At 54.0% G+C, this 13,661-nt stretch carries 12 protein-coding genes and 1 pseudogene; 7 read left to right on the top strand and 6 right to left on the bottom strand.

Features of this window, described 5'->3' with window-relative positions:
- The 4 genes from BLX42_RS08820 to gcl all read right to left on the bottom strand — a co-directional run.
- Positions 1-464, bottom strand: a 464-nt coding sequence (locus BLX42_RS08820; protein ID WP_161871593.1) for a DUF4147 domain-containing protein, incomplete at its 3' end; no start/stop codon positions are given.
- A 166-nt stretch (positions 465-630) separates the two neighbouring features.
- Positions 631-1,524: a 2-hydroxy-3-oxopropionate reductase gene (locus tag BLX42_RS08815; RefSeq protein ID WP_039603965.1), complete on the bottom strand. Its 894-nt coding sequence runs from the start codon at positions 1,522-1,524 to the stop codon at positions 631-633.
- Positions 1,525-1,704: 180 nt separating this feature from the next.
- Positions 1,705-2,487, bottom strand: coding sequence for a hydroxypyruvate isomerase (gene hyi / locus BLX42_RS08810; protein ID WP_046785314.1), 783 nt, complete (start codon positions 2,485-2,487; stop codon positions 1,705-1,707).
- 68 nt (positions 2,488-2,555) lie between these two features.
- Positions 2,556-4,331: a glyoxylate carboligase gene (gene gcl / locus BLX42_RS08805; RefSeq protein ID WP_115274207.1), complete on the bottom strand. Its 1,776-nt coding sequence runs from the start codon at positions 4,329-4,331 to the stop codon at positions 2,556-2,558.
- Positions 4,332-4,587: 256 nt separating this feature from the next.
- Between gcl and BLX42_RS08800 the strand changes: the two genes are divergently transcribed.
- Entirely contained in the window at positions 4,588-5,028 is a 441-nt protein-coding gene (locus tag BLX42_RS08800) for a heme-binding protein (RefSeq protein ID WP_012315453.1), read from the top strand.
- A gap of 105 nt (positions 5,029-5,133) precedes the next feature.
- On the opposite strand, the gene BLX42_RS08795 is transcribed toward BLX42_RS08800, so the two are convergent.
- Positions 5,134-5,745 carry a TetR/AcrR family transcriptional regulator gene (locus tag BLX42_RS08795; RefSeq protein ID WP_039604598.1) on the bottom strand — a complete coding sequence of 204 codons (612 nt, stop codon included), beginning with the start codon at positions 5,743-5,745 and terminating at the stop codon, positions 5,134-5,136.
- Between the two features lie 132 nt (positions 5,746-5,877).
- On the opposite strand from BLX42_RS08795, the pseudogene BLX42_RS08790 reads away from it, so the two are divergent.
- The 5 genes and pseudogenes from BLX42_RS08790 to BLX42_RS08770 all read left to right on the top strand — a co-directional run.
- Positions 5,878-6,606, top strand: a pseudogene (locus BLX42_RS08790) (DUF808 domain-containing protein); the annotation flags it as partial.
- A gap of 61 nt (positions 6,607-6,667) precedes the next feature.
- Positions 6,668-8,143: a site-specific integrase gene (locus BLX42_RS08785; RefSeq protein ID WP_161871592.1), complete on the top strand. Its 1,476-nt coding sequence runs from the start codon at positions 6,668-6,670 to the stop codon at positions 8,141-8,143.
- Positions 8,130-10,073: a hypothetical protein gene (locus BLX42_RS08780; protein WP_161871591.1), complete on the top strand. Its 1,944-nt coding sequence runs from the start codon at positions 8,130-8,132 to the stop codon at positions 10,071-10,073. The genes BLX42_RS08785 and BLX42_RS08780 overlap by 14 nt, the downstream gene beginning before the upstream one ends.
- A complete protein-coding gene (locus BLX42_RS08775) occupies positions 10,070-12,079 on the top strand; it encodes a hypothetical protein (protein WP_161871590.1) in 2,010 nt (669 codons plus the stop codon). Before BLX42_RS08780 ends, BLX42_RS08775 begins: the two co-directional genes overlap by 4 nt.
- Positions 12,076-12,519: a hypothetical protein gene (locus tag BLX42_RS08770; RefSeq protein WP_178110726.1), complete on the top strand. Its 444-nt coding sequence runs from the start codon at positions 12,076-12,078 to the stop codon at positions 12,517-12,519. The genes BLX42_RS08775 and BLX42_RS08770 overlap by 4 nt, the downstream gene beginning before the upstream one ends.
- Positions 12,520-12,562: 43 nt before the next feature.
- On the opposite strand, the gene BLX42_RS08765 is transcribed toward BLX42_RS08770, so the two are convergent.
- Positions 12,563-13,054 carry a helix-turn-helix domain-containing protein gene (locus tag BLX42_RS08765; protein WP_161871589.1) on the bottom strand — a complete coding sequence of 164 codons (492 nt, stop codon included), beginning with the start codon at positions 13,052-13,054 and terminating at the stop codon, positions 12,563-12,565.
- Positions 13,055-13,245: 191 nt separating this feature from the next.
- On the opposite strand from BLX42_RS08765, the gene BLX42_RS08760 reads away from it, so the two are divergent.
- A complete protein-coding gene (locus BLX42_RS08760; RefSeq protein ID WP_256671948.1) occupies positions 13,246-13,644 on the top strand; it encodes a hypothetical protein in 399 nt (132 codons plus the stop codon).
- Positions 13,645-13,661 lie beyond the last annotated feature (17 nt).

Here is a 13,661-nt window from a genome sequence, read left to right as displayed (position 1 = left end):
TTCATCTCGCCGATGGTGGCACCGGATTTGAGCAGCGCCTTGTTGATCTGTTGCTTGTCGGCCAGGGTCAGGCCTTCGGCTGGCAGCGCCAGCAGGGCCGAACCACCGCCAGAGAGCAGGAAGATGACGCGGTCGTCTTCGTTCAGGTCGCTGACCAGTTCCAGCACACGTTTGGCCACGGCCAGGCCAGCGGCGTCGGGGACCGGGTGGGCGGCTTCGACCACTTCGATCTTCTGGCAGTTGGCGCCATGACCGTAACGTGTGACCACCAGCCCGGACACTTCACCCTGCCAGCTCTTCTCGACCACTTCGGCCATGGCCGCTGCGGCTTTGCCGGCGCCGATGACGATGACCCGGCCGCTACGGTCGGCGGGCAGGTAGGGTTCGAGGACTTGACGGGGGTGGGCGGCAGCGATGGCTGTGTCGAACAGGTCGCGGAGAAGTTTTTGCGGATCGACCGACATGGCAGGCTCCCAATTATTGTTGTTCTGCAGAATCGAAAACGCCCCTGGAACTGCCTCCGTGCAGGCCGAACCAGGGGCGGTCCCCAGAGCTGCAAGCTTCAAGCTACAAGCCGCAAGTAAAAGCAGACCTGCTTTTGCTTGCCGCTTGAGGCTTACAGCTTGAAGCTTATTTCTCGCCGCGGATCGAGAAGTTGGCCATGTGCTCCAGGCCTTTGATCAGCGCCGAGTGGTCCCAGTTGCCGCCGCCCAGTGCCACGCAGGTGCTGAACACTTGCTGGGCGTTGGAGGTGTTGGGCAGGTTGATGCCCAGCTCCTTGGCGCCTTGCAGGGCCAGGTTCAGGTCTTTCTGGTGCAGGTTGATGCGGAAGCCTGGGTCGAAGGTGCCTTTGATCATGCGTTCGGCATGCACTTCGAGGATCTTCGAGGAGGCGAAGCCGCCCATCAGCGCTTCACGCACCTTGGCAGGGTCTGCACCGTTCTTGGCCGCGAACAGCAGAGCTTCGCTGACGGCCTGGATGTTCAGGGCGACGATGATCTGGTTGGCGACCTTGGCCGTCTGGCCGTCACCGTTGCCGCCGACGCGGGTGATGTTCTTGCCCATGGCTTCGAACAGCGGCAGGGCGCGTTCGAAGGCGTTCGGGCAACCACCGACCATGATGCTCAGGGTCGCGGCCTTGGCACCGACTTCACCACCGGACACTGGTGCGTCGAGGTAGGCGGCACCGGTGGCCTTGATCTTCTCGGCAAAGGCCTTGGTGGCGGTCGGCGAGATCGAGCTCATGTCGATCACCACCTTGTTCGGGCCCACGCCTTCGGCGACGCCGTTCTGGTCGAACAGTACGCTTTCGACCTGCGGGGTGTCCGGCACCATGACGATGATGAACTCGGCTTCCTGGGCAACCTCTTTCGGGTTGGCCAGCGCCACTGCGCCAGCGGCGATCAGGTCAGCCGGTGCGGCCTCGTGGTGGGTGGAAACGAAAATGCTGTGACCTGCTTTTTGCAGGTTCTGAGCCATGGGCTTGCCCATGATGCCGGTGCCGAGGAAACCGATTTTAGCCATGAGAAATTACCTCTTTTATATTTATGTGAGCAGGCGACTCGGCCCCCTGCAGGGGCGGCCTTGTGTCGCGAAGGGGCGCGCAGTGGCCCCTCGATCTCAGTTGCGCAGGCAATCTGCCGGGGCTGCTTTGCAGCCCTTCGCGACACAAGGCCGCTCCTACAGCAGGTTCTGCGAGCGTTCTTAGATTGCGTTGTGTGTCTTCAGCCAGCCCAGGCCTGCTTCGGTGGTGGTCAGCGGCTTGTACTCCGCGCCTACCCAACCCTGGTAACCGATGCGGTCCAGGTGTTCGAACAGGAAGCGGTAGTTGATTTCGCCGGTGCCCGGCTCGTTACGGCCCGGGTTGTCGGCCAGCTGGATGTGGTTGATCAGTTTCAGGTTGGCTTCCATGGTGCGAGCCAGGTCACCTTCCATGATCTGCATGTGGTAGATGTCGTACTGCAGGAACAGGTTGTCGCTGCCCACTTCGGCCTGGATTTCCAGGGCCTGCCGGGTGGTGTTCAGGTAGAAGCCTGGGATGTCGCGGGTGTTGATCATTTCCATGACCAGGCGAATGCCAGCGGCTTTGAGCTTGTCGGCGGCGTACTTCAGGTTGTCGACGAAAGTCTTGCGCACGTCGGCGCACTGCAGGCCTTGCGGGCGAATGCCGGCCAGGCAGTTGACCTGGGTGTTGCCCAGCACCTTGGCGTATTCGATGGCCTTGTCGACACCGGCGCGGAATTCTTCGACGCGGTCGGGATGGCAGGCGATTCCGCGCTCACCTTTGCCCCAATCACCGGCCGGCAGGTTGAAAAGCACCTGGGTCAGGCCGTGGGCGTCGAGCTGCTGCTTGATTTCGGCAGCGCTGAAGTCGTACGGGAAGAGGTATTCGACGCCGCTGAAACCAGCATCGGCGGCAGCCTTGAAGCGGGCCAGGAAGTCCTGTTCGGTGAACAGCATGGACAGGTTGGCAGCGAAGCGAGGCATGATGTGTCTCCTTGCGATGAAGGCCCCCGGCGCCCTCAGGTAGGGCGCAACACGGGGGCGTCAGGCGATCAGTCCAGCATCGAGATGGCGGTTGGCGCGTCGTTGCCGACCAGCGCCAGGTCTTCGAACTCGTTGACCGCGTTGATCTCGGTGCCCATGGAAATGTTGGTCACACGCTCCAGAATCACTTCCACCACGACCGGTACTCGGAACTCTTCGGCCATCTTCTGTGCCTTGAGCAGGGCCGGGGCGATCTCACCTGGCTCGAAGACACGGATGGCTTTGCAGCCCAGGCCTTCGACCACGGCGACGTGATCGACACCGTAGGTGGCGGCGTCGGTGGAGTTGATGTTCTCGAACGCCAGTTGTACACAGTAATCCATGTCGAAGCCACGCTGCGCCTGACGGATCAGGCCCAGGTAGGCGTTGTTCACCAGCACGTGTACGTACGGCAGGTTGAACTGCGCGCCCACGGCCAGCTCTTCGATCATGAACTGGAAGTCGTAGTCACCCGACAGTGCCACAACCTTGCGTTTCGGGTCGGCCTTGACCACACCCAGTGCCGCCGGGATGGTCCAGCCGAGCGGGCCGGCCTGGCCACAGTTGATCCAGTGACGTGGCTTGTACACGTGCAGGAACTGTGCACCGGCAATTTGCGACAGGCCAATGGTGCTGACGTAGCAGGTGTCCTTGCCGAACACCTGGTTCATCTCTTCGTAAACGCGCTGCGGCTTGACCGGCACGTTGTCGAAGTGAGTCTTGCGCTGCAGGCTCGATTTACGCTGCTGGCAGTCTTCCAGCCAGGCCTTGCGGCACTGCAGCTTGCCGGCGGCTTTCCACTCGCGGGCCACTTCGATGAACACGTCCAGCGCCAGGCCTGCGTCGGAAACGATACCCAGGTCCGGGGTGAACACGCGGCCGATCTGGGTGGGCTCGATGTCGACGTGAACGAACTTGCGGCCTTCGGTGTAAACGTCAACGGAACCGGTGTGGCGGTTGGCCCAACGGTTACCGATACCGAACACCAGGTCGGACTTGAGCAGGGTGGCGTTGCCGTAGCGGTGCGAGGTCTGCAGGCCGACCATGCCGACCATCTGGGCGTGGTCGTCCGGGATGGTGCCCCAGCCCATCAGGGTAGGGATCACGGGCACGCCGGTCAGTTCGGCGAACTCCACCAGCTTGTCGCTGGCGTCGGCGTTGATGATGCCGCCACCGGCCACCAGCAGCGGGCGCTCGGCGTCGTTGAGCAGGGCCAGGGCTTTTTCAGCCTGTACGCGAGTGGCGGACGGTTTGTTGACGACTAGCGGCTCGTAGGCGTCGATGTCGAATTCGATTTCGGCCATCTGCACGTCGAACGGCAGGTCGATCAGCACAGGGCCTGGGCGGCCGGTACGCATTTCGTAGAAGGCTTTCTGGAAGGCATAAGGCACTTGGCCTGGTTCCAGAACGGTGGTCGCCCACTTGGTGACGGGCTTGACGATGCTGGTGATGTCGACAGCCTGGAAGTCTTCTTTGTGCAGACGGGCACGTGGCGCCTGGCCGGTGATGCAGAGAATCGGGATGGAGTCGGCCGATGCGCTGTACAGGCCGGTGACCATGTCGGTGCCGGCGGGGCCGGAGGTGCCGATGCACACGCCGATGTTGCCTGGGTTGGCGCGGGTGTAACCCTCGGCCATGTGCGAGGCGCCTTCAACGTGACGAGCGAGGACGTGATCGATGCCACCGACTTTTTTCAGGGCCGAGTACAACGGGTTGATGGCAGCCCCTGGGATGCCGAACGCGGTATCTACACCTTCACGGCGCATGACCAGAACGGCTGCATCGATTGCTCTCATTTTGCTCATGGGTTGTGCCTCATCGATTTTGTAATTGTATACAACTTGCTTTGTGCCAGAGTGTATTCACGGCTGGCGGTTCAGGTCAATGGGTTTTCATCGGGGGAGGTTGCTTTCGTCCGAGCGCCCATGAAAACGGCGATTTGCGTCATCGCATACGATCGTTTCAATTTATTGTATACAAAAGTGGTTGCAGTTGTGTTCTATTTGAGTGATCGATTTTCAACTGCCCTCGGGCTTCTCACAACAAGAAGAGGACCTTTCCATGAACGCTTTGAACCTGAAAGTCGCTGTCAGCCTGGTGAACGCGGCGCTGGCGGCGGGCCGCAAGATCAATGCTGCACCGTTGACGGTGGTGGTGCTGGATGCCGGGGGGCATGTGCTGGCCCTGCAGCGCGAAGATGGCGCCAGCCTGATTCGCCCTGAGGTGGCCACGGGCAAGGCCTGGGGCGCGATTGCCCTGGGCAAGGGCTCGCGCTTGCTGGCGCTGGATGCGCAGCAGCGGCCGGCGTTTTTTGCCGCGTTGAATGGTGTGGGTGAGCGGCCGGTGGTGCCGGCGCCAGGTGGCGTGCTGATCCGCGATCAGGACGGCAAGGTGCTGGGTGCCGTAGGGATCAGCGGCGATACGTCGGATATCGACGAGCAGTGTGCGATCAGTGCGATCGAAGAGGCGGGGTTGACGGCGGATGCCGGTGTAGCTGCGTAAGGCTTTAAATTGCCGGGGCCGCGTTGCGGCCCTATCGCGACACGAGGCCGCTCCTACAGCGGCCTTGTGTCGCGACAGGGCTGCAGAGCAGCCCCACTGGCCTTGTCAGGCCGCCTCGGGTTCACAGCCTTTGAGCACCAGCCGAATGATGGTCTCGGCTGCTGCTTCGTAATCACTGTCGGCCAGCTTGGCCTTGCCGGTGATCACCGAAATCTGCCAATCGAAATCGGCATAGGTCTGAGTCGCCGCCCAGATGCTGAACATCAGGTGGTGCGCGTCGACCTTGGCAATCTGCCCGCGCTCGATCCAGCGCTCGATGCACTCGATGTTGTGGCGGGCCTGCTCGTTGAGCTGTTCCACCTGGTTGGGCGAGAGGTGCGGCGCACCGTGCATGATCTCGCTGGCGAACACCTTCGAGGCATGCGGCAGGTCTCGCGAAATGCGGATCTTCGAGCGGATGTAGGCACTCAGCACTTCCTTGGGGTCGCCGTCGGCATTGAACGGCGTGGACGCCTGCATGATCGGCGCGATGATGCTCTCCAGGACCTCGCGGTAGAGGTTGTCCTTGGACTTGAAGTAGTAATACACGTTCGGCTTGGGCAGGCCGGCCTTGGCCGCGATATCGCTGGTCTTGGTGGCGGCGAAGCCCTTGTCGGCGAATTCCTCGCTGGCCGCGCGCAGGATCAGTTCCTTGTTGCGCTCGCGAATGGTGCTCATGGTCAGGGATCTTCCTCGTGTCTGGCCACCTCTAAGAGGGATCGGGCATGGTAGCACCGGGCTCGAGGGGCGCTCAAGGCAGCGACTTTGGGCTAGACTCCGGCCCATTCATTTCACGGGAAACAGGCAGACATGGCAGGAAGCAGTTTACTGGTACTGATCGACGACATTGCCACGGTACTCGACGATGTCTCGTTGATGACCAAGGTGGCGGCGAAGAAAACCGCAGGTGTGCTGGGCGACGACCTGGCACTCAACGCCCAGCAGGTCACCGGTGTGCGCGCCGAGCGCGAGATCCCGGTGGTGTGGGCGGTGGCCAAGGGCTCGTTCGTCAACAAGGCGATCCTGGTGCCGGCGGCGCTGCTGATCAGCGCGTTCATCCCATGGGCGGTGACGCCGCTGCTGATGATCGGTGGCGCGTACCTGTGTTTCGAAGGCTTCGAAAAGCTGGCGCACAAGTTCTTGCACAGCAAGGAGGAGGATGCTGCCGAGCACAGTGCGCGCAGCGAAGCCGTTGCCGATGCGAACGTCGACCTGGTGGCCTTTGAGAAGACCAAGATCAAGGGGGCGGTGCGCACCGACTTCATCCTCTCGGCAGAAATCATCGCCATCACCTTGGGCACTGTGGCCGATGCGCCGCTGACTCAGCAGATCATCGTGCTGTCGGGCATTGCGATCGTCATGACCGTGGGTGTCTATGGGTTGGTGGGCGGTATCGTCAAGCTCGATGACCTGGGCTTGTGGATGACTCAGAAAGCCTCGAAAGCGGCCCAGGTGGTGGGCAACGGCATTCTGCGGGCGGCGCCCTACATGATGAAAAGCCTGTCGGTGATCGGGACTGCGGCGATGTTCCTGGTCGGTAATCCAAAGGTACGGATGTGGACGAGTGAATCCACATGTGGTACCGTATGGACAAATGGACATGGTCACGTTGGGCTGGGTTATGAGTGGAACTGGAGGGCTGCGAAAGCACAAGGTGCGTTACGATTCTGATGCTACCAGTCTGCTGATACCTGAATTCAGGTTGATTAACGTCAGCTTTCACGATCTCAGCAATACCGAAGTTATCCCTCCCCACGAATTCACATATAGTCCAACCGGTTACTTTCCGAACTTTCCTGTAATAATTCAGGGCGATGGTCAGCCATGGGATATAGGAAATCTATATCTGGTGAATCGCCTAAGCCGGACGGTCAAGTACGAGTCGCGAAGTTTTCGTACTGTCGCTGGCCATATTCTAGATTATCGGAGATTCCTGGAGGATGAGGAGTTAGATTTTCTTTATTTTCCAGAGAATGATTTGCTTAAAGTAACCCACCAGTATCGCCGTCGCTTGGTGGATCAAATCTCTTCTGGTGAAATTAAACGTGGAACAGGCAGGGCGCGAATTAATGCGGTAGTGGGATTTTATAAAGATATAATGCGTTTCGGTCTGGTGAAGGCAGAACAGTTTGCACATCAGCCATATGAGACAGTGTGGAAATATTTGTCGATAGAAAGTAATTTCGGTATTTCCAGGATTTTGGCAATTGAATCCCACAATTTAGCAATAAAAGCACCAAAAAATAAAGCCTCAACCGAACTAATAAATGACGGTGGTTTGCTTCGGCCTCTGACTATTGATCAACAGGAAAAGCTGCTCTTCGCTCTTTTGGATTCCTCCAGAGAATATCAGTTAATGTTCTATATGGCTTTATTTACTGGGGCCAGAATGCAAACTGTGTGCACTCTTCAGGTAAGACACATCTGGGCTGAACTCGATGGTGATGGTGACCTACGTTTGCCAATAGGTATCGGCACTGGAGTGGATACCAAGGGCGGTACAAACATGACGCTAATTATCCCTGGTTGGCTTGTTTATGATTTGCGCGTATATAGTAGGTGTGCTGAAGCAGTAAAGCGGCGATCGCGGTCATTTTATGGTGAGACTGATATGAACTACCTGTTTTTGACAAGTGCTGGTAGTGAATATTATACGAGCAAGATGGAGATCTCTCACCGCAAAGATCTAAATGTGGATCCGCGTGTAAGTTCCGCAGATCGTGTCTATGGGTCGATACGTGAAGGGGCGACTATCCGACAGTTCATCACGGATACAGTGTTGCCGAGGATTAGAGTTGATGATCCTGAGTATTTAAAGTTCCGTTACCACGATCTTCGTGCATCTTTCGGGATGAATTTGCTTGATGCTGAGATTGAGAGTAGGGGGGTTACCCAAGCTCTTGAATACGTTCAGCAGCGCATGGGGCACAGCAGTAAAGATATTACCTTGCAATATCTGAACTACCGTACAAATATGAAGAAAAAAGTAAAAGTTCAGAGTGAGTTTGAGCGCAGGCTTTTCAAATATGTGAATACTAATTTTCAGTTGGCAAGAGGCGATGATGGCCAAGCGTGAGCATCGCCCAGTAGTTTTTTTAGACTTTGATGATCTCAAGACAGAAGTGCTACGTCCGGAGTCTATTGTTCTCGTTAGAGGGACATCCGAAAATAGCACTCGAAAGAGATCTTCGGATCTGGGGTGTTTCTGTTACTGCTCGCGAGATAGGGTCGCTAATAAACTTGGTGGTACAGCTGTCGACCTTTCAACATTTGATGAGAAGAGAGTGCCTGTAGTTAAAGGGCTTGTAGATTATCTTCGATCCACCAATACTTCTTCTGTGGAGCGTAAATTTACAGGTGTCAAACTTTTTTTTGAATGGATTGATAATGGCGATGCCGAGTGGGTTTTTGGCGATCTGGAATCCATGAAGGCTGCGTACCATGAATACACCGTATATTTAAACCAAAAGATTCATCTTGCTGCTGTTAACGACGGAATATCTACTGGTACGGCTAGTCATTACCAGAGAGAGGCCGCTGTGGTAGTTTCAATCTCTTTAAGCCTTCCCTTGAAAAAGGTTCAGAGCTTCAGTGTTTCGGTTAGCAGGTGTCGAGGGAAAATCGATACTCCAAACAATCTGAGCTCTGAGGATGAAAGGTCTCGGACATTTTCTACGCTAGTGGGGTTTGTCAATGAGGTGCATCGAGTTGTCTTATTGCGGGGCGGTCTACCAATCAAGATGTCTTCTCCCAATGATTCGGACTTTAATTATTACATCCCGGGGCAGGTAAGGAAAAAGGGTGCAAGCCCGGATTCTATAGTTCATTACCTGAAGAATTATGAAAAGTTTCCCAAGCTCTCTAATATCCTCTCCAGTCCAGGGCTTTGTTTGAGTCCGGAGTCTAAGAAGATTCATCGTTGGACTCACGAAAATTGCCGTGTAGCCATTCGTAATTTTGAAAGGGATTCTAGAGGACATGCGGCGACGGCATTGGTAAATCGCGCACTTGCTGCGGGGTTAATTACTTTTGTATCTGCTACTGGAACAAATCTGAGCGTCGTCCAGGATTTGGAAATGGGCACGGAAAGCGTTGTGCCGAGCACGCAAGGTAAAAGATACTCTGGCACTAAAGGGCGTGCTAACGGTGTTACGGTTTATCCAGAATTTGGTGTGGATTATGTTCCCGTTTTCAAAAAAATTATGGATCTCCGAAAATGGCTTTTAAATGGTAGGGAAAGCACATTAGTATTTCCTTATCAGGCGGAAAGCGGATTGATCGTTCGTGTTGAGCCATCCTGTCTTTCTGAAGTTAGGAAGCTGTTCAAGACTGCTTTGCCGAACACTGCTTGGGTAACGCCTTCTCAATGGCGTAAGGGCGTCGGCTCTGAATATGTAAAACTGAGCGATGGTGATACTGTTCTTGCCGCAGAAAAACTTGGTAACACTGAAGGCGTTGTAAGGGAGCATTATGCCAGGCCGTCTGTGGAAGATACAGCGGCTGAGATGAGTTCTTTTTTTGATTCTGTATATAGCACAGCTATCAGTCGAACTAGATCAGTCGCAGAAATCCCGGTGAAGATCATTGAAGATCTTGAACATCCATCGAATATCCCTACAGGGTACTGTGATATCTCTGAAAGCACGACCCCTGAGCTCGCAGATGGCTTCACTCCGAATGCGCCAATTCCATCGTGCGGTGAACCTATTACCTGTTTGTTCTGTAAGCATTATGCGGTTCATGCTGATGAGCAAGACTTGCGAAGGCTTCTTTCGTTAGAGTATTTATTGACAGCTTCTCAGGCATCGATGGCAAACGAAAGCTATATTGGGAAGTTCGCTCCGATGTTGCACAGGATTGGTGAGGTCTTGACAGAGTTTCAAGCAGTCTCAAGTTTTGATGCTAGCTCGATTTCCTCCATCAGGCGAGAAGTGGAAGGTGGTAAGCTTGACAGTTTTTGGGCCATACATTTTAATACTTTCGTTTCGCTAGGCATGGTGATATGAGCGTAATAGCTGATCTCAGTGCGAAGGGGTATGATGAGGTTTCACTGCCTGATTTCCCCAAAAGTATTATTGGCTGTGTGACATTGAATGAAAGCATAGTCATATCACGAGACCTGGACGGAACCGTTTTGTCGAGGGTCAGGGATCTATTTTGGAACTTGAAGCCGTACTGCGCGAAGTCAGTGAGTGTTTTCAATTTTGAAAGTTGGACGAAGACTCCTAACAGCTTGAGTGCTAAATCAATTATTGCAGAAATGCAGGCTATACAGCTTGTGCGGATGCATTTTTATCCAAATCCTAGAAAGGTCTCCTCCATTGATTTTACGGCTCTTCGAAAGATGGCGCTGTTTGCTCAAAAGCATGGTTTTAGTCTCCAGGATCTGTTTAATCGTAAAGCATGTCAGGAAGCATTGATTTCTAGCCTATCCCATGCTGGGAACAAGATTGATCTGCGTAGCTTTTATAATCTGTTTAGTGAGTTATATCAGCTACGTGTTTTACATCCTTTGTTTTTTTTTGGCCCTTCAGATTTTGACATAGTAGTTCGACTACGTATGCTGGCAGGCACTTACAGTGAATATCGCAGCAGTCTGGGGCAGACGAAGGTGATTCCATCCAGGATTTACGGTGCATTGATTTCAGGATTTAATGACGAATTAGATTTTTTCAATCAATTCAGGTCTGAGTTATTGGAGTTTTATACTCGGAGGAGTGGGAACAAATATTACGGTGAGGCAGATTCTCAAAAAATAAAAAACGGGTCTGTCAAGTGGCGTGTAGCGATTAAAGAGTGTGGCCTATTAGAGCTTTGCGAGCGCTTTAGTATTACGGGTTTTATGCAGTTGAATTCCTATGTGATCTCGGTTAGCTCGATTTCCAAAAATTGGATTCATCTTTTTACTGGTATGCGGGATAACGAGGTTCGTACGCTGCCTGCTAACTGCTTGACATATATTAGGGTTGGTGGCAAGGAAATTGTGGTGTTGCTGGGGTATACTTCAAAAACATCAGGTGGAAACAATAATCCTACTTATTGGATTAGCACTCCTATTGTTGAAAAAGCGATAGTGGCAGCTAAATTAATTGGTCGTATTGCATCATTGAGAAATGGATGGAATGACTCTGATCTCGGTAATTATCCGCTTTTTCCAATGTTTAATTCTCCTCACAAGACGTCTGTTGCTTACGTCTATAGAACGGCACCGCTGCCTGGGATTTATCATACAGAAAGACTAAGAAAGGTTATTTCCCGAATTCCAGGTATTAGCCTCACGGAGGCGGATATCCTTGAATTGGAGCGATTCGACGGGTTTAAAGACTGGCGTTCAGATCCGGATTTCAAAGTCGGTGAGGTCTGGCCTTTGTCTTCACACCAATTTCGGCGCTCGCTCGCCGTATACTCTGCTCGTTCAGGAATGGTTTCGTTAGGTTCCTTGGCTAACCAGTTTAAGCATCTGACAGAGACAATGACTTCCTACTACCGAAGCGATCAAATCTTTGCTATCAACTTCCTCGCCTCTGAGGATCAGCAGGCCATGATACGCGAATTTGAATACGAGCGTCGCGTGGCTAGTTTAATGAAGTACGAAAGTGATGTTATTAATTCCTCGGGCAGGCTTTGGGGCGGCGAGGGCAATCGCATCCAGGTATCTCGTGACCGGGGTAAGCCATTGATCATCACGACTGACCGTGAAGCTACCGCTCGCAAGTTTGAGAAGGGCGAGATGGTCTATAAGGAGAGCCCTCTAGGTGGCTGTACCAACCTGAACGCCTGCGACAGGATCGGCACCATTAGCGTTTTCGCATGCCTGGACTGCCAGTACGCCGTGTTGGATAGTAATAAGAGCATCCGGAATATCAGATACGGCATCTCAAGGCTTCAGAAGAGTCGTGGCATGTTCCCGCCTACCAGTCCCTTCCATCAGCAGCTGAGTATGGAAATCGACACTATTTACCAGCAGGTGGAACGAGCTGGATTTGGCCATGAAATCGAGGATCTGAAATGAGTGCGGAAGAAGACTACCTGGCTGCACTAGACCGACTGGAGCGCGATGAGCCTCAGATCCTTCCCAAAGGAACCCTGATCAACAACGATACAGTTGCGCTCGAAGCTGGTCGGAAGCGGGGCTCCATCAAGAAGCTGCGCCATCCTGACCTGTGTAAGAAAATCGACGAGGCCGCCGAGCGTCAGCGCTCTCATGTCGCAGTCGTGAACGTTTCGAGCGTCGAAGACGTAAAGAAATCCAAGTCGACAGATGCGGAGAAGGCTCTCAAGGAAAAATACAAGACTTTAGAACGTGATTACAAAATTGCTCTTCAGAAGAATATTTCTCTTGTGTATGAGGTATTCACATTGAAGAAAAAGATTACAGATCTAGAAAAAAAAGGCAGCGAACAGGATAGCAATGGGCAGGGCGGTAACATACTTAACTTCCCCAAACCCTGACTGCGAAATTCAACTGCTCAGTTACTGCAGGGTATACGCGAGGTTACTCGGCCGAATCGCCCTTGTTCTGAACCGCTCTCTTCAAGTACCTACGTACCGTCGCCTCGGACAACCCAAGCTCCCTGGCAATTTTTACCACTGGCACACCTTGAGAGCGTAGCTGCTGTGCAGCACTGATTTTCTGCTCCGAACCCATGCTCAAAGGCCGTCCACCTGGCTCATTGCGCTCGGCCAGAGCCTGAGAGATGTGCTCGATGGCTCCGTTGTGCTTCAGCTCAATGATCTGGGTTACCACCCGTTCAAGGCCGTGATCAATCAGTACCAGGTCAGGGGATGCTTGCAGTAAGAGCAGGGTAGCCGGCTCCAAGCCCAGCCCTTGAGCGAGCCGGTTCAGCAGATCGACACTGATGTTCACCTCTCCGCGCTCAATCTTTCCCATATAGGACAGATCAATGCCGGCAAAATCGTGCTGAGACAGCCCTTTGCTTCTTCGCACGCCGCGAACAACCGCTGCCAATGTTTCTGTCGGATCCATCAATTCCCCCATGTCGAAGCGGGGATGGAGCCACATTGCGTCCGATCATAACACGGTCTATCATCCGTATTATGATTGGTTTGGTTTCACCTCTGCACCAAGCAAGTGGCCTCAGGTCAAGCGTTTCGGGAGCTATGCCTGGCGCTCCGTGGATGCATTTGGTGAATATTGCCGGCTAGGAGGCAGCAGCAGTGGACGAGATCTCCATCGTGGATGCGATGGGTAGCGGTCAAGCGGTGCTGATGCATGGCACAGATGGCAGTCGTGATGCGGTGGTGACTGAGGTGCGTGCTAGCTTCCCTGGCAAGCCTTACTGCCTGGTTGAAGATTGGTGGGTTTTCAAGGCCGACCTGACCTCAGACGAGCTTTTGAGGGTTCACTCTGCGGGGCATCTGCCACTCATTCTGTTTGCTCACAGGGTGGTTGAGGACAGCCAACATCGTTTCCATCCTGGTGATTGGGTTCGTAGCAGCATGTGCAGGGCCTTCAGTGATGGGGTCTTCTTTGAGACCAGAAACACCGTTTACGTACTGCTTGGCCAGGGGCATGGTCAGACCGCGAGCCTCAAAGCCATTTTCTCTTTCTTTTAGGGCTCCGCCTCGGTGCC

The organism is Pseudomonas sp. SG-MS2 (assembly GCF_009933855.1).
Lineage (GTDB): Bacteria > Pseudomonadota > Gammaproteobacteria > Pseudomonadales > Pseudomonadaceae > Aquipseudomonas > Aquipseudomonas putida_E.
The sequence above is the reverse complement of the archived record's forward strand: the minus strand, read 5'-3'. Positions and strand labels throughout refer to the sequence as shown.

What these genes read in the sequence shown, in the direction of transcription:
- BLX42_RS08780 (WP_161871591.1), top strand. Translation starts at nt 8,130, where the DNA reads ATGGCCAAGCGTGAGCATCGCCCAGTAGTTTTTTTAGACTTTGATGAT.
- BLX42_RS08765 (WP_161871589.1), bottom strand. Translation starts at nt 13,054, where the DNA reads ATGGATCCGACAGAAACATTGGCAGCGGTTGTTCGCGGCGTGCGAAGA.
- BLX42_RS08800 (WP_012315453.1), top strand. Translation starts at nt 4,588, where the DNA reads ATGAACGCTTTGAACCTGAAAGTCGCTGTCAGCCTGGTGAACGCGGCG.
- BLX42_RS08785 (WP_161871592.1), top strand. Translation starts at nt 6,668, where the DNA reads ATGGTCACGTTGGGCTGGGTTATGAGTGGAACTGGAGGGCTGCGAAAG.
- BLX42_RS08770 (WP_178110726.1), top strand. Translation starts at nt 12,076, where the DNA reads ATGAGTGCGGAAGAAGACTACCTGGCTGCACTAGACCGACTGGAGCGC.
- BLX42_RS08815 (WP_039603965.1), bottom strand. Translation starts at nt 1,524, where the DNA reads ATGGCTAAAATCGGTTTCCTCGGCACCGGCATCATGGGCAAGCCCATG.
- gcl (WP_115274207.1), bottom strand. Translation starts at nt 4,331, where the DNA reads ATGAGCAAAATGAGAGCAATCGATGCAGCCGTTCTGGTCATGCGCCGT.
- BLX42_RS08795 (WP_039604598.1), bottom strand. Translation starts at nt 5,745, where the DNA reads ATGAGCACCATTCGCGAGCGCAACAAGGAACTGATCCTGCGCGCGGCC.
- BLX42_RS08775 (WP_161871590.1), top strand. Translation starts at nt 10,070, where the DNA reads ATGAGCGTAATAGCTGATCTCAGTGCGAAGGGGTATGATGAGGTTTCA.
- hyi (WP_046785314.1), bottom strand. Translation starts at nt 2,487, where the DNA reads ATGCCTCGCTTCGCTGCCAACCTGTCCATGCTGTTCACCGAACAGGAC.